This is a genomic window from Candidatus Liberimonas magnetica (assembly GCA_020523885.1).
Taxonomy (GTDB): Bacteria; Elusimicrobiota; Endomicrobiia; order Endomicrobiales; family JAFGIL01; genus Liberimonas; species Liberimonas magnetica.
Genome location: JAJAPY010000010.1, coordinates 81,057 through 102,124, shown reverse-complemented (window position 1 = coordinate 102,124; position 21,068 = coordinate 81,057). Strand labels below are relative to the sequence as shown.

The following is a 21,068-nucleotide window of genomic DNA, read 5'->3' as shown; positions in this document are numbered from 1 at the left end:
AACTCCTCCAAATTTTTTCTGGACTTTAATAAGAAGATATATAGAAATAATCCCAAGCACCAGGTTAGCAACATTCAATAACGGCATTGAGAAAGCCGAAGAAAGAAAACTCAGCAGTATTGTCGGCAAAAGCATTAAAGGAATGCTTACATATCCATAAGTACCGTTCGGGTCAAGAAACTGGAATATAAGTTGTGCTTGTCTGGGAAGGGTGCTGTTGTTACTTAAAGCCATAAGTTGTTTATTGTCCCATATATTTACAAGGCTATTCCATCTTTCCTTTACACTCATACTCAGTTTGCTTATAAAATCACCCAAATTCTGTAAGTTCGGGAAGATCAGCCTTTGGGCAGTAATTATGAGATGGAAATCGTATCCAGGCTCAAAATATTGAAAGAGATTTTTATATATAGGTATGTCTATTCCGAAAGGCACTAAAAATAACTTTACAAACAACATTATAAATGGCATAAATATTATTAATACTGTGACAGGAAGAATCCAGGAACTTCTGGTGACGGGCTTTTCTAACTTAACTAAATTTTTGCTTATATCAGAAACAGTTACAACCTTGTTTGAAATACTTTTTATTGCTTCTTGCACATCTTCCCTTCCAAAAAATGCATTTACTGTAGCTACGGTTAGTTTGGGATTACCTGCTTTTGCTTTGTTTTTATAATCCCTGACTTCTTTCCCCAATTCTTCAAAACCTTTCGAATTAAATAAAAGTTCAATATTGTACCATGTATAATTAAATTTAGGATCTATTTCAAGTGCTTTTATATAACATTCAATTGCTTTGCCATATTCATGCTCTGGTTTATCCCTGTAAACATTGCCAAGATTATGCAATGCAACCGGATCTTTTGGATTTATTTCAAGCGCTCTCAACAAACATTTAATAGCTTTATCATATTCACGGTTTGGTTTACTAACGTAAGCAATCTCGAGGTTATTTAATGCACCCGGATCTTTTGGATTTATTTCAAGTGCTTTTAAAAAGCATTCTATAGCTCTATCGTAGTCAGGGTTCTTTTTTTCATTGTAAATATTCCCTAAATTATAATACACGCTTGCCTTCACACCATCCTCAAGCCTGAGTATACTGATTTTATGGTGTCTATTCTTCGGATAAGCCTCAGATCCTTTTTTAAGTTCTTTGGTATATACCTTTTCTTTTTTAAGATGTTCTTCTATCTCTCCTAAAGTTAAATATTCTCCTATTGCACCTGAACCACCGGGCTGCGCAGCATCTACTATTGAAAACAAACCGTCTCGTGACCTAACAACTACAGCTACATGTCCTTCCTGTATTTGTTCGTAACTCTCATTGACTTTTGCCCAATATACTTCAAAACCATATTCTTTTAGAATCCTTGCGCAAAGATAACTCATCATCACACAGCGCATATGATTGGTTTGTACTATATCTGTAGGTTTTATCTCGCGGTATGAAATAAATTTTTTAGGTATTCCAAAACTGAGCGCAAGCTTATCATACATATCTGGTTTAAAATGAAGGATTCTATCGTTATATCTAGTGACAGTATCTTGTACTAATTTTATAATCTCCTTGTCCTCTTCCTGTCTGCTAAGTCCTTTGCTTCGTTTTATCTTCACTTCTCCAGCTATATAATCCTTTAATTTCACAGGCTGACCTTGCCTATCTTTTATAACCTTCCCTTTTTCATTTATTGCATTAAGCCCGTCAAGCACCTGGCCGCCACGCTCTATAAGATTTGAATCAAACACACGGTATGGTTCCATAAGTTCATAGCATAGGTTCCTGTTTAACCCGGACACCATAGTGTTTAACTCATTTTCACTTTTTAGCGCATCCTCTATATCTTTTCTTGTAAGTCCAAGCCATAACTCTGCCCTGTGTTTCTCATCCTCGGAGAGGTTGCCAACTACAATCTGTTCATTTCCCAATAATTCTTTAAGCCCGTTAATAATGTCGTTTAGTTTTGCATTCGGTTTTCCTGAGTTTATCTCTTCAAAATAACGTATCGAACTCCTTATATATTCCAATATACTTTCAACCGGCACTTTCCTTCTTAATACTAATTTACCTTCTTTTCTCGTTTTTTCTTCCAACTCCTTAATCAAACCTATGAATTCCAGGAAACTAATATCTTTTGCAATATGTACGGTTGTATCCGTGATTATTGTCAATCCCTTTGCTGCTCCTTCATTTTCCTGTCTAAATATCGTTGTTTTTATTTCTTTATTCTCTTTCTTTATATTATATCCTTTGGCACCCTTTGGCAAATTATCCTTATCTACAAACTCAAAACTTACATAATCCATGAGTTCTGCCATGCTCTCTACCATTGCCTGGACTATCTCATTCGTGAATACCCCTTCATCAAATATCTCTTTTGCTTCATTCGGAACTGAGACAGGTGTACCTGCTTCCGGCTTTATGAACATTGGCACTTCTGTTAACATCTCTATTAACTTATTAATTGGCTCTATCCCGGGATAGAGTTTTGATACTATGGATGTTATTTCTTTTGATATTATACTTAGGTCTTGGTTGCGCAGCAGGTATTCTTTGGACTTGGCGTGAACTTCTTTATCATTGGAATAACTTTCATATTCTTCTATCATCTGGTGATATGCATTAAACCTTACCACGGGGTCAAGCGGGTCGCCGCGTATCGGCGGGGTTTCTCTAGTGGCTGCCTTGGCTATGTATTCAGTTAGAATAAGATATTCCATCCTGTCACGCAAATTCAATGTAATATATTCATTAAGCTCTGCTGTTATTACCTTGCCAAACTCTGCTTTATCGTGTATTTCATAAAACTTATCTGATACCAAGAATTTAAGTTTATTCCCTTCTTTTACCAGCCCGCAGTGGCCGTACACTCCGTCTTCTATCCTTATCAGACCCATAGAATTAACAGGGTGCCTTTCTACCTCTATTTCTAAACCTTTTAATTCGTCTACATTTAGTTCTCCAAGTACTTCGTTAGCCTGCGTTTGAAGATCTGTGTCTATTGCCTGTTTGGGAAGAGGCTGTAATCTTTCTCCTTTAATCATCTCACCTGCTACAACCTTTATTATTTCATCGCTTAAATCTTTACACTTACCAAGCGGCGTAGTTGCCAATAATTCTTTTATCAATTCATCAGCCATAGCTTGCGTGAACCCTGTGGCAGCCGGCTGCTCAATATTAACTCCGGCTTCTGGCTTTGACAGGGCTTCTATCTGTGCTTGTTTATCTGCCAATGCAGTAAGCAATAACTGAATATTTGGTTGTATGTTTTGGTAGTTTTTGGTTTTAATGGCATTCCACAGGGGCGGCAGAATAGGGTATACAGAATCCCAGAGTGCTTTAACTGCCGGATTGGTGTGAATAGGAGTATTAGCAAGCAGGTTTTCAAACTCCCTCACTTCTCTGAAATATATATCAAGAGTAGCTGCTAACTCATGCAGTTCGTTCAATGCGTCTGGCCCTGCAGTCTGCCAGTCAGGTTGTTTCTGTAAACGTTCTATAATACCGGGTGCATTTTTCAGTTCTTGCTGTAAGGTCCTGCACATTTCTTTATAATAAATTTCTTTATCAAAAGATATCCCGTTTCCTTTTTCTTTGTCCGGCACACAAGCCTGATCAATGACCTTAAGGCGTCCGAATAAATTATTAAACCGCCCGGCTAATTGGAAATCTTTTAATAACTTTATCGGTTCATTTATGAATTCATATTTATCATCTTCTTCCAACAATTCTTGGCTTCCATGAAGCATGGCAAGCGGTTTTGCAACTTTATCAGAAATATGGTTTGCCAGGGTGGAATCTAATGACAGTGCCACCAAACAAACCAATACAAGCGTATCATTAATATCGTTATACAGATCTCTAAGATCTGCTAGTGCCTTTTTAATATCTTCTTCTGCCTGCTTTACATCAGTTCCGCCTTTAAGGCGCTGTTCTCCGTCTTCAAGGCGCCTTATTATATCGGAGAGTTTTTCAGGGCTTTCTTTGACCTTTTCCTGCAATGCAGAGAATTCCTGCTTAAATTCCCGTTCACGTACTTCCTTTTCCGGCAAGGTATCTAATGCTTGTTCAAGAGCTGTAAGATGCCCCAGGGTATGCCCTGATAAAAGATTATAATCTGGCCCGATTATCTTCAGTTCTGCTGCAAATAGAGCCAGCGAAGGTGTGATTACTTTGACCTCGTTACCGGAAGAGCCTTTAACTTGTACTACGGGTTTTTCATTGGTATGCCAACCGTATAATGCTTTTGCGAGTCCGTCAATATCTACTTCATCATGTCCGGCTGCCAGTTTATATTCACCGCTATCGAGTTTTTCAACCATCCCTATGTCTGCCGCTATCTTAGCAACCTGAACTAAAACCTGCTTTAGTTTTAAGTTTTTGCCTTCTACACGTATATTTACATACTCCAGCCGGCCTGCTGCAGGCATAGCTTGCTGGCGGCTTACCAGGTCTTTTATCTTCTCACGGAATTCACCTAATTGTTTTCTGCAATTATACGGCTTTTCCCAGACTGTATCCTTCAAGTCTAAAGTTCCTTCTATCTTATTAGTCCCTAGAAAGCCTATCATTTGATTCATGTGGTTGCCAAGTTCATGAAACAGAGTTCTTTCTACAAATTCATATATATCCCCTTGAGGTTTGCGGTCAGGTATCGTAACTGCTGCTACATACTCCTCTTGTCCCTGAAGAGATAGTTGTTTTGCAGATGAAGAGTATCCCTCACCGAATACTTCTTTTAAGTTCTTTAATAATTCAGTCCCTATCCCTGAACTGGAAATAGTTTTTGCCCGTAATTCATCAGCAGTCATCATGATATTAGAAACTTGAATGACAATATTACCAGCTTCGCTTCTACCGATAGCTACCTTTATTTCTTCTTTGCCATATTTTAAGGCATTTGTGAACAGCTCTTTTAGAATAGTACGTTCTATCAGGAATATATTGGTTTGTGAAAGATTTGCTCCACGTTGAACCTGTACCGTAAGTTTCCCTTCATAACCATTACCGGGTACAATATTGTTAAACAACTCTTGAATCCTTTCTTCGCTGAGCGTATATGCCTCAATTTTACTGCCTTCTTTCATAAATTTAATAAGTTCATCAAAAGAAGGAATCAAACCTTCTGCTTCTAATGCCGCTTCCTCAATAATATCTAAATCTCCTTCGTTTGTAACCCCGCCCTTCAAGCGCGCTGCAGCTACTATTTCTCTTGCGCTTTTGCAAATTTTCTTTAAAAATACTTTTGCTTCTTTAATTGTTCCATCTATGTCTTTTTCGTTTCGAAGTCCGGTGCCAGGCTTGGCAGCTGCGCCGGCTGCGTTTGCCTCTGCTTTTTTTGTCAATTCGGATTCTTTTTCTTTATTCATCGCCTGCTGGCTTGCTCTTGCTTTATAAAAATATCGAATTGTGTTGCTTTTAGGATCAGCTATTATGCCTTTTAAAATCATATCCATCTCATCAGGAGTTAAATCTTCATGTTCCTTAATACCTATAGAAGCAAAAGCATCAAATATTTCTTCTTTTGACTTCTTAACTCTATTTTTTTCCGCTTCCGAATCTTCTTTGAACAAATCAGATTGCATTGCTCCGGCAAATAAATACAACCGGAAATTCCCAGCAGACACTTCTTCTCGAACACTGTCTATCATAGCATAGAATTCAGGATTTAATTCCCTTCTTCTTTCCTTGTCACCATAAAGATAAGTATACGGGAAATGCCCTATAAGACACCTTGATCTTTTTTGGTCAATCAAAACAGGAACAAAACAATTCCCTGCCCCCATAGTAGATAATTCTTTATCTGATATCCTATATTCATTCGGCCCAACCCAATATTCATCTTCCAACCTATGTTTTTTCACAAATTCCGAATATTCTTCTTCAGTTAAAGCAGTAATATTTTTAGGCAGTTCTTGACTTTGTCTGGAGACAGTCTTAAGCTCGAAATCTTTCATCAAAAGCGAGCCGAAAAATTCCTGCATTCCATTTATACTTATAATTGCAGACAGGAGCGGTTTGTCTTTTGCTATTGTTTTTAGTTTTTGACATGTGAGAGCATGATTCATTACTATTTCCTGAATATATTCAGGAAGCATATCTAACTCTGTAAGGTCTATTTTTGCTTCACTTGTAATTAAATCTTGAATTTCTTTGCTGCTTGCTATAGCCCAGATAAGGCCGCCTCCGCCGAATAGGCCTTCCAATAGGCCAGCCTTGGCTGCAGATATAGACAATGCAACTACCAATTTACGAATAATTTCTGCGCTTAAAAGAGGTCTCTCAAGGCCTTCTATATTCTTGGCAATAAGCAGGGCCTGGTCAACAGCAAGCTCCAAAGCCTGCTGGACATGCTGCTCGTCGTATGTTTTACCTGCTACGGTTAATACTTTATCTAATTTTCCCTGGAGTTTAAATCCGCTTTCTTCATCATTGCGCGAAAGCGTTATTGGCTCCCCTTCAATCTCAATAGTTATGCTGTCTTTTGTCTCGGAAATGACCTTTGCATCATTAGAACCCAATACTAAGGCCAGGGATTGCGTTTGAAATAATTGAGTGCCTTTATACTGGTTCTGCAATTTTTGTTTTAACAGGGCGGTCGCCTGTTTTTTGACCAGATCGCAGTATATCTGGTTTGAGACCGTTGTATCCTGGGTTACATTTGGAGTTACAGAAATGTAGGATATCTTCTTTTTTTTCAGTATCTTTTTTAATCCTTCACTATGGAATCCGCCGGTTACTACAACAACAATTTCGGAAGCCTTTAGTAAAGAAGATATTGATTTCGGATTCCGGATTCCGGATTTCGAAGTTTCTGCTGTCCCCTGTCTACTGTCTCCCGCTCCCTGAATGTTTTCTAATTCATCAATATTCTTTACAAAACAATCATTCCTTTTACAGTTCGTCTCATAAAACCCGCTGAGCAGGTCGAAGTCCTTTGACATCCCGGCAATTCTGTTATTTAATGCATATTTACCCCATATTTTTTTAAATCTGTCAAACCTTTGCTTAAAATACTCGTAATCTTCTGCAGCGAGCGTATTGGACAAATAATCCCTGAAATAGATATAGAAATCGCACAGGAATGACACTTCAAGTTCGCTCGTGTCCTGTGAAAACGCTATCCTGATTTCTTCGACCAGACGTTTTTCTTCATTTATAAGCTTGATCGGATTTAAAGATTGGCTTTTCTCGGTGTATTCAAAAAACTTATAGAGTTCAGAGAATTTCTCAAGTGATTCCTGCCCCCTGAACCCTGATGATCTTGATATATTTGCTAGGTAAATGTAGAGTTCGTCAGCTTTTGAAAAATTATCGGTTTTTTGAATAAGCGAAGTATAGGCAGAATAGGAAAGCTTGTTCTTGATAAGCCCCATGAATTCCTGCATTTGTACAGCTACTCTTTTGTATTTTAATTGTTTTGCTAATCGGTTTAATTCCAGGTATTTGTTGACATTCGGATAGTTAGCCATGTTCAGGGCCAGGATATTGTTGTATTTGCCGGGGTTTTTGTTTATTTTTTCAACATATTTAGCAAGCATAACATAGTATTCATTGGTTTGTATACCGGCTTTTTTATGCTTTTCTACAAGCCTGTTAAGGCTTTTGTTCTTTGCAGTAAAATACCTGGCTTTCATGAACTCAATATCGCGGTCAAAATCCTTGATCTTGTTACTGAAATACGCCTTCTTGTTAAGGATTTTACCAAGCCTTATGATGTTGAGCTTATGTACAGCCTCATTTTCGATGCCTTTTAACAGGCCGGGCTTGTTCGAAACAACAGAATAATGTTCTGTCCCGGTAAGCCGTCCTTTAGCGATCAAGTTTTCCAGGACATGGTTCTTTAACTCTTCATCTTTAATATTGCAGAGCCAGGAGGTACTTACCTTGCCATAACCGCCTTCTACATAAATACTGTTAAACCCGTAATTTTTATCTAAAGAGGCCAGTATCTTGGAAATATTCCTTTGAACTTCCGGATGACAATGCAGGTCCTGGATATTTATTACCAGCGGATTTCGTTTTACGGACAGCGTATTGTCATGTTCATCTCCTTGTTTGTCAATTCCATTAGCCTCATTCTCTTCGTTCTCCTCTATACAGGAGTCAGTTATTCTTCCAAAACTTTGTGGTATTATGAGATCTTCCAAACTCCGGTGCAGTTGGTCAGTTTTTGAGCGTTTTTCTATAGAAGCATGCAGGACTTCTCCAAAGACAAAAGAGATAAGGAAACAGGCTAATGTAATAGAAGATACGATTTTTTTAAACCGTTGATTACACAGAAAATACATAACAATATTCCGCAGAAGATATATCAATTTAAGCTTGTATCTTTTAAAATATTTCATTGTATTCTCATATATTTTTAAAAAATTATTCATAATCTGTTCCATGTTTTTTTGCTTAAAAAATCAGTTCTTCTGTAGTCTTTAGTATTTTACAAATAAAAAAGCCCATTTACGTTTAAACGTAAATGGGCTCTAGAGTACATATGGGACATTTATCTCCCAAGGCAAATTACTCCTGCTCAATAAAACAAGATACATCAATAGAAAAATGCAAAACAGTCCAGGTGGCCAATCAGGAAACGGGTCAAGGCCCAGGATTTCGATATCAGAAATTAGAATTTGCGAATTATTTATTACTGTTTTTTCGTTTGTCTCTATCTTAAGATTTAAACTCAGGTTTTCTTTTTGGTTGGAAAAGGAAAAAGAACTGTCTCTTTTCGTACCTTTAGTTCTACTCTGTTTTTGTACCGGTTGTCTGTACTCCGGCGAAAAAGGAACATCTTTCAAGACCTCAGTCATTATTTTTAATGGCAAACGCGCAAACGAAGTTATTCCAAAAACAGATGACTGGATTGCAGGCAGTGACGCGCACATGGATTCATTCAAATCATTTGCTTGAATGAAATTGGTCAGCAATGAAATAATAATAACAGATTTAATTATATCTTTTTTATACATAAACATATTGTATTATATTATAAACAAATTTTATGGGAATTTCAAGGAATTCCTGTGAATTATATGTAAAATATTTACTAGAATTTCAACTCTTTAAAAACAAAAATTTGGTAAATTTAATTTAAGGTTTTCATTGTTATATTTGCAAAACGACATCTTGACAAAATTAATAGTGTGTGTTATAATAATTGTGAAATGTAAAGTATACAGCGTAATTTAATAATTTTGCTTATTATTCTCGTAATTTTATTGAAAATCAAAAGAAATAATCATATTAATAAAATGTTCATCATTAAGGAACATTTTGTTTAGGCTAATGAATGTTACATTGAAAACCTTAATGTTTTTAATGTAAATCTAATCGTTGCCTGTGAGCGAATAATATTAAAAAAACAATCAAACTCTCGAATTTTATTGTTTGAATATTTTCTTAATTAACTAGTGCTAAATAAAATCCAATAATATCGAAAATTTAATAATTGACTTTATGATATTTTTTTTATATTATAATAAAATATCAGAAAAGTCTTATTTATTAACTATTTAAATCTATAAAGCTAACTTAATATAAACTCATAAAAAAACAAAAAAGGGTGATTTTCAATGACAATAGCTCCGTTTAGAAAAAAATATTTCGGTGAGATCCTTGTTGCAAACGGTTTTGTGACAAAAGAACATCTAAAAGAAGCCCTTGAGATAAGAAAACAGACAAATGAAAAAATAGGAGTCATACTTCTCAATAAGGGTTATATCTCTAAAGAAAATTATTTTGATGCCCTTTCAAAACTTTTTAGTTTGCAATTAGTGCAATTGTCAAAAACCAAAATTGAAGAGGAAGTGCTGCAGATAATACCGGAAAGAATAGCAAGAAAATATACTATTATGCCTATTTCAAAACAAGAAAACACTCTAAAGATCGCAGTTGCTGACCCTACCGATGGTTTAATTATCGCAGAATTAGAGTCGATATCCCACTTAAATCTTTCCATGGTCATGGCTCCGGAATCGGATATAATGGATGCGATTGAAAAATATTATTCTGCGTCTTTCGGCAGTGTAAAAGACATGGCAAACGAGATGGTGGAAGAAGTGGTCTCGGAAGAATTCAAGGAGACAAAGGATAATTACGAAGAATCCAATGCAGATGCGGCTCCGGTAGTAAAATACGTGAATGCGATATTGTATGAAGCTGTTACAAAAAAAGCGAGCGATATTCATGTAGAACCCGGAGACAATTCTGTTTCTTTAAGGATGCGTATTGACGGGGAATTGGTAGTCTGTGACCCTCCTCCTAAAAAATATTTTTCATCGGTTATATCCAGGATAAAAATCATGGCTAATTTAGATATCGCAGAAAGGAGATTGCCCCAGGACGGCAAGTGCAGGGTAAAAGTTAGCAATAAAAAAGTAGATGTACGTGTTTCTACTTTGCCTACACTTTACGGCGAAAAAATCGTCATGAGGATCCTCGACAGGTCGGCCCTTGCCCTGGACATTAACAAGCTTGGCTTTTCGGAAGCAGACGTCGAAAAATATACAGATTCTCTTGCAAGGCCTTATGGAATGATACTTGTGACCGGCCCTACAGGCAGCGGCAAAACGACCACGCTTTATACAGGGCTAAATTCCATAAATACCCCTGATAAGAACATTATTACTATCGAAGACCCGGTTGAATATGAAATTAAAGGGATTAATCAGGTCCTGGCAAGGCCCAGCATAGGTTTAACCTTTGCAAGTATACTGAGATCTGTTTTAAGGCAGGATCCAGATATAATAATGATTGGGGAAATAAGAGACAAGGAAACAGCAGAGATCTCCATACAAGCAGCTCTCACAGGGCATTTAGTCCTTTCAACACTGCACACTAATGACGCAGTAAGCACGCTGAGCCGCATGGCTTATATGGGTATAGAACCTTTTCTTATTACTGATGCAGTGGACCTGGTAATATCACAGCGGTTGATCCGCATAATCTGCCCTGATTGCAAGGCTGAGCAGGAGATATCAGATCCGGTTAGAAGAAGACTTGCATTAGACAATGATAAAGATGTAAAGTTTTTTTATGGAAAAGGCTGTGATAAATGCTATGGGTCAGGATATCGCGGAAGAAATGCAATTATTGAAGCCCTCAAACTTACTCCGGAATTAAAAAAGATGATCCTTGACGAAGAAAGTGATCAAAATATAAAAGAATTAGCATTACAACAGGGAATGCATACGCTTAGGAATATGGCTGTAGGTAAGCTTAAAGAAGGGCTTACTACGGTTGAAGAGGTGCTTTCAGTAACGGTATTATAAACCGGCGGATAATCACTAATAAAAACCGCCATTTTAATTACAACAAGCATCGCACCATGCATAACAGAGGCTTATATAGATGGAAAATTATCGTTCGCATATTTTGGCAATTCTAAGAAATATGGTAGACAATAATGCGTCAGATCTGCATCTTACCGCAAAAGTTCCCCCGTATATGCGCATTAACGGCAGTCTTAAAGATTCGGATTTCCCGGCGTTAGGAGTAGAAGAAAATGAAAACCTTATCTTTAGTATCTTAAAACCTGAAGATAAGAATGAATTTTTAAAGACAAAAACAATTGATTTTTCATTGACGGAAGAAAGCCTTGGCATCTTCAGGATAAATGTTTATCAACAGCGCGGCACAATAGCTGCTGCTATAAGAAGGTTCCCTTTCAAAATACCTGCAATGGAAGAATTGGGCCTTCCGGTCGGGCCGATAAAAAATTATTTGAACTATTCTAACGGGCTGGTACTGGTGTGCGGCCCTACAGGCAGCGGCAAGACAACTACCCTGGCATCGATGGTTGATTATATCAACAGGTCAAGAAACTGCCATATTATTTCCATAGAAGACCCTATAGAATATGTACATAAGAACATAAAAAGCCTGATTCATCAGAGGGAGGTCCGCAGGGACACGCCTAATTTCAAAGATGCCCTAAAGTATGTGCTCAGAGAAGACCCTGATATTGTAATTGTCGGAGAAATGAGAGACCTGGAGACTATCGCTTCAGCCATAACTATAGCTGAAACCGGACATCTCGTTTTTGCGACACTTCATACCGGAGATAGCAGTGAATCCATCAGGAGAATTATTGATGTATTTCCATCAACACAGCAGGCACAAATAGTGGCACAGCTTGCCTATACGCTCAGGGGTGTCATAAACCAGACATTGATTCAAAGTGTAGGTTATGCCGGCAGAGTGCTTGCAACTGAAGTTATGATCGTAACACCGGCGATACAAAACCTTATACGCGAGAATAAAACAGAACAAATATATTCTCAAATACAGACCAGCACAAACATCGGCATGCATACGATGAATCAGTCTCTTTGTGAATTGGTAAGGAAGAACAAGATTGCAAAGGATGTTGCTCTTGGAAAAACGAAAAGGGTAAGCGAGTTGTTAAAATTGCTGGAGAACTACAATGCCTAAGTATGCTTATAAGGCAAAAAACTCAAAGAATGAAACGATTCAAGGCTCAGCCAATGCTGATTCCGAACGGGATTTGGTTGAGATGTTCCGTAACCAGGGGATTATTGTATTCAGTATAAAGCTGGATAATGCTAATGAATCTCCTCAAACCAAAAGTTCTAAAAAGAAGATCAAAAACATATCTGTTAAAGAAGAAGAGATCGCGATTTTTTGCAGGCAAATGTCAACAATGTTGAATGCGGGCGTGAGTATTCTGGAATCCCTTGAGGATCTTGTGTATATGACTAACAATAAAGCCTTCTCGGAATTACTGCAAACAGTTTCTTCTGATATTAAGGAAGGGGCCACGTTTTCAGGAGCGCTCGCCAAATATACCAATGTATTCGGAAATGTATTTGTCGCGTTGGTTGGCGTCGGAGAAAAAAGCGGGCAATTGGGAAAGGTGTTGTTTGATTTGTCAGCTTATCTTGAAAATGCCGTTAAGTTGAAACGAAAGGTCAAATCTGCAAGTTCCTATCCTTTGTTTATCGGAGGGTTCTTTGTAGTGGTTGTGCTCGGTATTATATTATTCTTGATACCACGCTTTAAAACTATGTTTACATCTTTCGGGGCAAAACTTCCCCTTCCCACAAGGATAGCCATATTTGTGAGCGATAACATTATTCATTATTTCCCATTTTTTATCATTATCGTAATTGCTCTTGTTGTAGCTGTAAAATCTATGCTTCGTACAGATAAAGGCAGGTTGCTTGCGGACACGTTCATACTGAAAGCTCCTATCCTGGGGCCAATAGTTACTAAAGTCGTTCTGGCCCGGTTTTTTCAGACATTAGCTACTTTAATAACGAGCGGTAATGATATTGTTTCATCTTTAGAAATATCTTCAGCTGTAGCAGATAATGTTTATGTAAAAGGCCATATAGAACAACTTAAAAACAAAGTAATCGAAGGTTCCAACCTTTCTACTGAAATGGCTAAATTCCCTTTTTTCCCGCCAATGATAGTAAAAATGACCGCTGTCGGGGAAAAATCCGGAAAACTGGATGAAATGTTTATGAAAATATCGGAATATTATTCTGATGAAGTTAATGCAGTAGTGGCAGCCTTGAGCTCTATAATAGAACCTGTATTAATAGTATTTTTAGGAATTATTATCGGAGTCGTAGTTATAGTAATGTATCTGCCTATATTTAAAATGGCTTCGGCAGTAATGGGACCCCAAGGTTAATATATACGGCATGAATTACCCCGGGGTTCCGAAGAGTATAGTGCATGACCGGTGTCGCATTGGTTTTGTTTCCTTCTTGGCGCATTTTTCTTGACATTATCGGGTTAATGCATTAAAATTATAGAAAATTATAGGAGGTGAGTTGATTTAAGGGGCGCTAAAAAACACACTGACCCCTTGACCCTTCGATTTCACTCAGGGTGTTGAGCAAAGTCGAAATATTAGGGAGATTAATTATAGATTGAAGAGCTTAATCTCCGTAGCTTTGAGCTTGTCGAATATATATTAAATAGGCCCTGATCACCCATTTGTAAAACTACGGAGATAGGGTTGCACAATCATAAATTGATGTTTATTAGTTCAAAAATAATTTATTATAAACGGAGGAAAAAATGTTAAGAAAGCTTTTGTCAAAAAAGTCAAAAGGGTTTACGTTGATGGAACTGGTCATTGTGCTGGTAATTATAGGGATACTTGCTACTATATCCGTTCCGCTTTACACATCGTATGTAAAGAGATCTTATGCAGCAGAAGGCAATGCTCTGTGTGATTCAATAGCACAGGCAGAAAAGGTGTACTATCAGGCAAACAATACCTTTTGGGCAGGTACGGGTTCCGCTGGAAAGAATTATATAGGTGCAGCCTCAGCCGGAGACATTGCTGTAGATACGACTGCTAATCAGTATTTTCAAGCCTTTACCATTACTGCCGGGCCAACCGGAAATATAGCTGACTCATTTTCAATTGTTACAAACGCAGTAGCAGGAAGCAAGGCAGACGGTATACAAATAACTTATTCCGCCGGTACTACTGGAGCTACGTCAGTAACTGTAACAGGTATATAATATTATTTATCACAAAAGTATTCATGCCAGCAAATCCAGCTGTACGGCATAATAAATGTTCATCATGGGCTCAATAAACTTCATTGAAGAAATAATGTTAGGGAAAATCTTGTCAAAGAAGTCACAGGGATTTACTTTGATGGAGCTGGTCATTGTGCTGGTAATTATAGGAATACTTGCAACCATTTCTGTTCCGCTTTACACGTCTTATGTAAAAAAAGCTTATGCAGCAGAAGGCAATGCTCTTTGTGATGCAATAGCACAGGCAGAAAGGATACACTATCAGACATATAATACCTTTTGGGCAGGTACGGGTTCCGCTGGAAAGAACTATATAGGCACAGCCGGAGCCGGAGACATTGCTGTAGACACGAGCCCTAATATATATTTTAGGGCCTTTACTATTACTGCCGGGCCAACTGGCAGTATAGCAGATTCATTCACAATTATTACAGACGCAGAAGCAGGAAGCAAGGCCGTCGGCATACAAATAACTTATTCAAGTGGCATTAATTCAGCTGCCACGATAACTGTAACGGGCATATAAAATATTTTTTGCATAGAAGTACTTTAACAGGACAGGTTTACTATCTAAACTTAATTGGAGAAAAAATGTTAAGAATGATTTTGACAAGGAAGTCAAAGGGGTTTACCTTGATGGAACTCGTTATTGTGATGGTAATTGTAGGGATACTTGCGACCATATCGGTTCCGCTTTACACGTCTTATGTAAAAAAAGCTTATGCAGCGGAAGGGCATGCTTTATGTGATTCAATAGCACAGGCAGAAAAGGCGTACTATAATGAAAAGGGTACCTTTGTCACAGGTAATGAATCGGGCCCTCTAGGCACAATTACTATAGATACTACGCCTAATATTTATTTTAAAAGTTTTAGTGTTGTTGCCGGAACAACCGGGAATATAGCAACTTCATTTAGAATTACCACAAGCGGAGTGGCAGGAGGCAAGGCTAGCGGCATTACGATAACTTATGACGGCTACTCAGCTGCACCTCCGGCAATAACAATTACAGGCATGTAGATTTATTTTTCAGCAAAATGACATTTGTGCCAACTACTGCCCTAAGGAGATTAAAATATGTTAAAGAAAATTTTATCAAGGAAGTCAAAAGGGTTTACCCTAATGGAACTGGTCATTGTGCTGGTAATTATAGGAATACTTGCAACCATTTCTGTTCCGTTTTACACAGATTACGTAAGAAGAGCTTATGTCGCAGAAGCCACGTCTTTATGTGATACAATAGCACAAGCAGAAAATACGTACTATAATATAAACGGCTCTTTTGTCTCTGTAGCTGCGGGCAGTGCTTCTGCTACTATAGGTTTAATTTCAGTAGATGCTTCGCGTAACCCCAATTTTAAAACATTTGGTATTGCTATTACAGCAACCTCATTCACAATTACTACAGCCGCGACAGCCGCCGGTAAGACTATTACAGTAACTTATGTAGGTTACACTAATGCATCTACCACAATAAATGTAGCATACACATAAATATTTCAATAGTCCGGGAGAAAAAGTGTTAAGAAAATTTTTAACAAAGAAATCAAGGGGCTTTACCTTAATTGAGTTAGCTATTGTAGTGACAATTGTAGGGATACTGGCAGCCATATCTGTCCCGTTCTACAGATCTTATGTAAGGAATGCTTATGTGGGAGAAGGCCAGGCGCTGTGCAATACAGTAGCAGCTGCAGAATTTGTGTACCGCGGCGAGAATGATACCTTTATCCTAAGCGGGGGCGGCAGTGTAGGCACAATCCCTATAGATACTTCGCGTAATACTTATTTTACAAGTTTTACTGTTACTGCCGGAGGAAGTGGTATAGCAACTTCTTTCGTAATCACTACAACAGGAGTTGGCAGTGCAAGTGGAATTACTATAACTTATAACGGTTACTCTAATCTACCTGCCGTAATAAATATAACAGGCACTTAACTGTTTTTTAAGAGCATTTGTGCCAATAAACTTTAAAAATACGGGAAAGAAATGTCAAGAAAGTTTTTTTCAAAGAAGTCAAATGGTTTTTCCATGATCGAGCTGGTTGTTGTGCTGGTAATTATAGGGATAGCTGCAGTCATGTCTATTCCGTATTTTACATCTTATCAAAGAAAAGCTTATGCAGGAGAAGGCCAGGCCTTGTGTAATTCAGTAGCAGCTGCAGAAAAGGCGTTCTATGCTGAACGTAACGCCTTCTGGGCAGGGTCAGGTGCAGCTGGAAACACTATTATTGGCACCTTTTCTGTTGATACAGGGCATAATTCTTTTTTTAGGACCTTTAGTGTTACTACTACGGCAACTACTTTTACAATTATTGCAGACGCAGAGTCTCCGGGCAAGGCAGCTGGCATTAGAGTAACTTATGTAGGCAGCTTAACTGCTGATCCCGTAACTACTATAACCGGCATATAGGTATTAACATAGAATGAGCAGGGGATTCTATATACTAAGGCAAAAAAACTATTGTGGTGGAATGATGTATGAAAAAATAGGAGGTTTTACTTTAATAGAAACGATAATTGCGATGGTTATTTTTTCCATAATTGTGCTTATGAGTACAAGTTCTATGCCATCTACAAAAGATTTTGAAATGCGCTCAAAAAACAGAGTGTTTGCGTTAGAGTTGGCTGAAAAACAAATTGAACTAATGAAAACATTGGCTTACGGCTCCGTTAACTCAGCGGTCTTGGTAACTAATCCTGCTACAAATCCTGATTCAGGAATACAATTTGGCACAAGCGTTGTTGTAAATACGATAGCTGCCGGCGGCGAGACATACAAAACAGTAGCTGTAACCGTATCTTGGCCTACGGCTTTAACTTTAACTTTGAATACAATAATAGCTCCATAGGATAATTATATGAATAATACATTTAGAAAATTATCACTGGAAGAAGGTTTTACTCTGATAGAACTAATAACTGCAATGATCATCGGGACTCTGTTCCTGTTTACCTTATTTACAATGGTGGTATCCGGATTTGATTCCATGCGCCAGGCTTTTAAAAAAACGCAAGATATGGCAGACATAAGATATTGGGGCAAAAGGTTGAAATATCAGCTTAGGACCGCTACTACCCCTCCTTATGAAACGATTAAAAACACTAACGGGCCCGGTGAAATCGGAGGCAGCGGAGATTATCTCAAATATCAGACTCTAAGAAAAGATATAAACAAATTCGTTCTTCATAAAATAAGCCTTTCAGGCGGGGATGTTGTGCATGAAAGCTGGTATTCTCTGGGAAATTTCAATCCGCCGGTCCCTGCCAACCCTGTTGTTTATCCTAATATCGCAACCACCGTTCCTAATGAAAGCGAAGTCATGTTAAACGGTGTGACCAACTTGAATTTTCAAAACATAACGGTCAATAACAGGAACGAAGCGGTAGAAGTTTATGTTACAAAAGCCCCCTTAGGCCAAAAAAACATGGTAATTAAGTACAGAAACAAAAGGGTTATACCTCAGATTCCATGATAAAATATAACAATGGTTCAATACTTCTTACCACAGTAATATTAATACTGATTTTAGGCATAGTTCAAATTGCTGTCTTATATTTTAAATCGCAAGACGAGATAATAGGCAGGCAGGAAGTTAACATATCAAAAAGTTACTTTTTGGCAGACGCCGGTTTCGAAAGAATGAGACAATGGTTGACGAATCTAGTGACAAGCCCAAATCCAGATCAGTTCCCTGAAGACATTGCAGGCTATGCTTCAATAGAGACAACCGGCTATGTCCCCTGGGGGACAATAACCCTTGGCGCTGCAGGCGAGACTTATTTAGCAAGTATTTATAAAGATAATGTAAGGTCAGGCCCGAATGAAAGGTATTATAATATTCAGTCTACCGGAACAGCTACAAATATGATAAAAGTAATCAATTCAACGGTATTGATAAGTACAAATACACCCCTTGAACATATTATTTCAGTTATAAATGTTGTTGAACAACCTGCTAAAAGGAGCCCGTAGTCTTGATCGGCCTTGATATCGGAACAAAAAATATTAAAATATGCCGTGTTGAGCAAAATGATGCCGCTTACAACATTGTAGCGGCAGCTGTTACTGCTAACCCTGAGTCAAACATTCCCAATGAAAACAAAGGGCACCAGTTTATAGTAAATAAGCTGAAATCAATTTGCAAAGAAACCGGTTGTTCAAAAAAACAAATTATTTCTTCTATAGGAGGGACTAATTTAATAGTCCGTTATTTTAGTTTCCCTTTGCTGTCAGAAGAAGAACTAAAGGGAGCATTGCAAATAGAGGTGCAGCAATCTCTAACTGTCAGTTTAGATACTTTGTATAATGACTTCAATCTCCTGCCTCAACTTGAAAAAAACAAACTGGATGTAATGTTTGTGGCTGTCCCAAAGAATATCATAGATGACAATACAAAGATAATTTCTGACGCGGGGCTTGATTTGAATATAATGGACATAGATAATCTGGCCTTAACTAATTGTTTTCTCGTTTTTGGCGGAGAGGCGGTATCGGAATCCGTTATTCTGCTGGATATCGGGCATACCTATACTAATATTTCAGTTATAGAAAACGGAAAATTACGTTTTATAAAGAACGTAAAATTTGGAGGAAAAGATATATCAGATGCCATCGCTGACGCTTATGGTATCCCGTACGAAATGGCGGAAATAATTAAAAAGAAACCTGATAGATGGGATGAAATCGGGTTGAATATCAGAAGTATCCTTCAAAAAAGCATGCCGAATCTTTTGGAAACCATTTACAGGACAATTGAGTATTGTATAAATAAGGATGCTGTGCTCAATATCGATAAAATTCTGATTACGGGAGGAGCATCTTACACCAAAAATATCGATAAATTTATCGGGGATGTATTGGATATTCCGACACTTATATGGAACCCTATCGCTGATCTAGAGATACAAGGGAACTCTAAAAAGGAATTAGGCAGGTTTTTAGGAGTAGCCCTGGGACTTGCATTGAGATATGGAAAAACTATTTGAACTAAATTTAATAAAAGACAGATTAGAAAAACAAAAACTTAAGAAAACCTATTTTAACAAATTCATAATAATATACGGGGTTTGCTTTGGTGTTTTTGCTTTATGTGCAGGTTTATATTTTTTTAATAATGCCAGGATAAAGAATAACATTAAGACTATTGCCGCGACAAAACAGAATATCGTCAACTATAAAACAAGCCTCAATATTTTTCAGCTGGAAAAAGAATGGACAGGCTATAACAACTCCTTGTTAATGATAGGAAAATTGATGCAAAAGAGGACTATCTGGTCCTTTAGATTAAGACAACTCTCTGTTTTATTACCGGAAGGGATAGCTTTAGATACATTAAGCTGGGCAAAAGACAGCGAGAATATGCGCCTCCGTATATTATCTGCCCCGCAAGAGACAAATGCACTTAAGCTTGTCGATGGGCTAATGTCTGCGTTTAAAAAAGACGAGTTTTTTGCACAAGCGGCAAAACTTGAAAACCAAGAACGCGTAAGATCAGAAAATAACAGCTCTGAAGTTGAGTTATTTGAGATAGCTATTCCTTGTACCGGGGTTACACCATGAAGTTACAATTAGGGAGCAGCCTTCTAAGCGTCAGGGAATGGGCTCAATGGATAGGAGGGCTGGTATTTATTATTATAGCGACCATAGGCTTTTTGGCTTTTATGGTTAAGCCGCAGTTTGCTATAATAAAAAAACAGAAAAAGGAACTTGCCGGCTTAAACAGCAAGTTCACTCAATACAGCAATTTTAAAAATTCGGCGGCAGGCCTGGAAAGAAAAAAGGATAATATAGCAGATGTCATTAACTATTATGAAACAGAACTAAAACCGAACAACTTGACAGAACAAAATGTATTAGATGAATTAGGGAGAATTTCTGCAGGGCGTGTAAAGATAGATAAATTAAATGCAAATACTCTCTCGACTAAAATAAATGAAAATACTTTTTCAACCAACCCCGCTTGGACACTGCATTTTAGCGCCAGTTTTGATCTACTAACTGACTTTATTTCACTTTTAGAAAGATCATTTAAGATTGATGGTTTAAAAATACAAAAAGGCAGTAAATATCCGTCCTTAGATATCGAAATGACAGTGATTCCCCTGGACAGCGGCGAAAAAAAACAGGAGGTTTTGGCAACAAGCAATACATACGAAGATTTTATGGATATATTTGATAGGATTTCCGCTATATCAGACAACATCGGGATTAAAGTAAAGAAACTTAAAAACATTATAGAAATAAAAAAAGACCCTTTCTCCGCAAGAGCTGAAAAAAAGAAAGTAAAACCCGATAGGCCGTATATCCGGATTGACGGCATATCCTGGGATAGGAATGAATCGAGCTCAAGGGTTGTCATCGACGGTAATATTTACAGCATAGGCAATACTGTTCATAACGCAAAAATACTAAGGATCAATAAAAACAGCATTGTAGTGCTTTGGGATTCCAAAGAATTTACTATTAAGTAATCAGGTGTTCTGCAAAGCTGTGCTTGGAATTTAAGGCAGTCTTTATTTAAGGTTTATGTCTAATCGTTAT

General features: G+C 37.7%; 16 protein-coding genes and 2 pseudogenes. 16 read left to right on the top strand and 2 right to left on the bottom strand.

The window, feature by feature from the left end:
* Both LHV68_09105 and LHV68_09100 read right to left on the bottom strand, forming a co-directional pair.
* Window positions 1-8,352, bottom strand: an 8,352-nt coding sequence (locus tag LHV68_09105; protein MCB4792031.1) for a tetratricopeptide repeat protein, incomplete at its 3' end; no start/stop codon positions are given.
* A 132-nt stretch (window positions 8,353-8,484) separates the two neighbouring features.
* Window positions 8,485-8,970: a hypothetical protein gene (locus tag LHV68_09100; GenBank protein ID MCB4792030.1), complete on the bottom strand. Its 486-nt coding sequence runs from the start codon at window positions 8,968-8,970 to the stop codon at window positions 8,485-8,487.
* 603 nt (window positions 8,971-9,573) lie between these two features.
* On the opposite strand from LHV68_09100, the gene tadA reads away from it, so the two are divergent.
* The 16 genes and pseudogenes from tadA to LHV68_09020 all read left to right on the top strand — a co-directional run bounded on the left by tadA (window position 9,574) and on the right by LHV68_09020 (window position 20,998).
* Complete coding sequence (tadA, locus tag LHV68_09095; GenBank protein ID MCB4792029.1) at window positions 9,574-11,271, top strand: Flp pilus assembly complex ATPase component TadA; 1,698 nt, start codon at window positions 9,574-9,576, stop codon at window positions 11,269-11,271.
* A 79-nt stretch (window positions 11,272-11,350) separates the two neighbouring features.
* Window positions 11,351-12,433: a type IV pilus twitching motility protein PilT gene (locus LHV68_09090; GenBank protein MCB4792028.1), complete on the top strand. Its 1,083-nt coding sequence runs from the start codon at window positions 11,351-11,353 to the stop codon at window positions 12,431-12,433.
* Window positions 12,426-13,661: a type II secretion system F family protein gene (locus tag LHV68_09085; GenBank protein ID MCB4792027.1), complete on the top strand. Its 1,236-nt coding sequence runs from the start codon at window positions 12,426-12,428 to the stop codon at window positions 13,659-13,661. Before LHV68_09090 ends, LHV68_09085 begins: the two co-directional genes overlap by 8 nt.
* 392 nt (window positions 13,662-14,053) lie before the next feature.
* Complete coding sequence (locus tag LHV68_09080; protein ID MCB4792026.1) at window positions 14,054-14,506, top strand: prepilin-type N-terminal cleavage/methylation domain-containing protein; 453 nt, start codon at window positions 14,054-14,056, stop codon at window positions 14,504-14,506.
* 64 nt (window positions 14,507-14,570) lie between these two features.
* Window positions 14,571-15,053: a prepilin-type N-terminal cleavage/methylation domain-containing protein gene (locus LHV68_09075; protein ID MCB4792025.1), complete on the top strand. Its 483-nt coding sequence runs from the start codon at window positions 14,571-14,573 to the stop codon at window positions 15,051-15,053.
* Between the two features lie 65 nt (window positions 15,054-15,118).
* On the top strand, window positions 15,119-15,547 hold the full coding sequence (locus LHV68_09070) for a prepilin-type N-terminal cleavage/methylation domain-containing protein (protein MCB4792024.1): 429 nt from the start codon (window positions 15,119-15,121) through the stop codon (window positions 15,545-15,547).
* Between the two features lie 57 nt (window positions 15,548-15,604).
* Window positions 15,605-15,733 (top strand): annotated as a pseudogene (locus LHV68_09065) (prepilin-type N-terminal cleavage/methylation domain-containing protein).
* Window positions 15,734-15,766: 33 nt separating this feature from the next.
* Window positions 15,767-16,021 carry a hypothetical protein gene (locus tag LHV68_09060; protein ID MCB4792023.1) on the top strand — a complete coding sequence of 85 codons (255 nt, stop codon included), beginning with the start codon at window positions 15,767-15,769 and terminating at the stop codon, window positions 16,019-16,021.
* A 25-nt stretch (window positions 16,022-16,046) separates the two neighbouring features.
* A pseudogene (locus LHV68_09055) lies at window positions 16,047-16,166 on the top strand (prepilin-type N-terminal cleavage/methylation domain-containing protein).
* A 348-nt stretch (window positions 16,167-16,514) separates the two neighbouring features.
* Window positions 16,515-16,937, top strand: a complete 423-nt coding sequence (locus LHV68_09050) for a prepilin-type N-terminal cleavage/methylation domain-containing protein (protein ID MCB4792022.1) — start codon at window positions 16,515-16,517, stop codon at window positions 16,935-16,937.
* 61 nt (window positions 16,938-16,998) lie between these two features.
* Window positions 16,999-17,376 carry a prepilin-type N-terminal cleavage/methylation domain-containing protein gene (locus tag LHV68_09045; GenBank protein ID MCB4792021.1) on the top strand — a complete coding sequence of 126 codons (378 nt, stop codon included), beginning with the start codon at window positions 16,999-17,001 and terminating at the stop codon, window positions 17,374-17,376.
* 9 nt (window positions 17,377-17,385) lie between these two features.
* A complete protein-coding gene (locus tag LHV68_09040) occupies window positions 17,386-18,000 on the top strand; it encodes a hypothetical protein (protein MCB4792020.1) in 615 nt (204 codons plus the stop codon).
* Window positions 17,997-18,500, top strand: coding sequence for a hypothetical protein (locus LHV68_09035; GenBank protein ID MCB4792019.1), 504 nt, complete (start codon window positions 17,997-17,999; stop codon window positions 18,498-18,500). Before LHV68_09040 ends, LHV68_09035 begins: the two co-directional genes overlap by 4 nt.
* 2 nt (window positions 18,501-18,502) lie before the next feature.
* Window positions 18,503-19,513, top strand: coding sequence for a pilus assembly protein PilM (locus LHV68_09030; GenBank protein ID MCB4792018.1), 1,011 nt, complete (start codon window positions 18,503-18,505; stop codon window positions 19,511-19,513).
* Window positions 19,497-20,087 (top strand): hypothetical protein, encoded by a 591-nt coding sequence (locus LHV68_09025; protein MCB4792017.1) that lies wholly within the window; start codon window positions 19,497-19,499, stop codon window positions 20,085-20,087. The genes LHV68_09030 and LHV68_09025 overlap by 17 nt, the downstream gene beginning before the upstream one ends.
* On the top strand, window positions 20,084-20,998 hold the full coding sequence (locus LHV68_09020; GenBank protein MCB4792016.1) for a hypothetical protein: 915 nt from the start codon (window positions 20,084-20,086) through the stop codon (window positions 20,996-20,998). Before LHV68_09025 ends, LHV68_09020 begins: the two co-directional genes overlap by 4 nt.
* The last annotated feature ends 70 nt before the right edge of the window (window positions 20,999-21,068 follow it).

Excerpts from the sequence above, each read along its gene's own strand:
- LHV68_09080 (MCB4792026.1), top strand. The coding sequence starts at position 14,054 with ATGTTAAGAAAGCTTTTGTCAAAAAAGTCAAAAGGGTTTACGTTGATG.
- LHV68_09050 (MCB4792022.1), top strand. The coding sequence starts at position 16,515 with ATGTCAAGAAAGTTTTTTTCAAAGAAGTCAAATGGTTTTTCCATGATC.
- LHV68_09025 (MCB4792017.1), top strand. The coding sequence starts at position 19,497 with ATGGAAAAACTATTTGAACTAAATTTAATAAAAGACAGATTAGAAAAA.
- LHV68_09020 (MCB4792016.1), top strand. The coding sequence starts at position 20,084 with ATGAAGTTACAATTAGGGAGCAGCCTTCTAAGCGTCAGGGAATGGGCT.
- LHV68_09085 (MCB4792027.1), top strand. The coding sequence starts at position 12,426 with ATGCCTAAGTATGCTTATAAGGCAAAAAACTCAAAGAATGAAACGATT.
- LHV68_09075 (MCB4792025.1), top strand. The coding sequence starts at position 14,571 with ATGGGCTCAATAAACTTCATTGAAGAAATAATGTTAGGGAAAATCTTG.
- LHV68_09100 (MCB4792030.1), bottom strand. The coding sequence starts at position 8,970 with ATGTATAAAAAAGATATAATTAAATCTGTTATTATTATTTCATTGCTG.
- tadA (MCB4792029.1), top strand. The coding sequence starts at position 9,574 with ATGACAATAGCTCCGTTTAGAAAAAAATATTTCGGTGAGATCCTTGTT.
- LHV68_09035 (MCB4792019.1), top strand. The coding sequence starts at position 17,997 with ATGATAAAATATAACAATGGTTCAATACTTCTTACCACAGTAATATTA.
- LHV68_09090 (MCB4792028.1), top strand. The coding sequence starts at position 11,351 with ATGGAAAATTATCGTTCGCATATTTTGGCAATTCTAAGAAATATGGTA.
- LHV68_09045 (MCB4792021.1), top strand. The coding sequence starts at position 16,999 with ATGATGTATGAAAAAATAGGAGGTTTTACTTTAATAGAAACGATAATT.
- LHV68_09070 (MCB4792024.1), top strand. The coding sequence starts at position 15,119 with ATGTTAAGAATGATTTTGACAAGGAAGTCAAAGGGGTTTACCTTGATG.
- LHV68_09040 (MCB4792020.1), top strand. The coding sequence starts at position 17,386 with ATGAATAATACATTTAGAAAATTATCACTGGAAGAAGGTTTTACTCTG.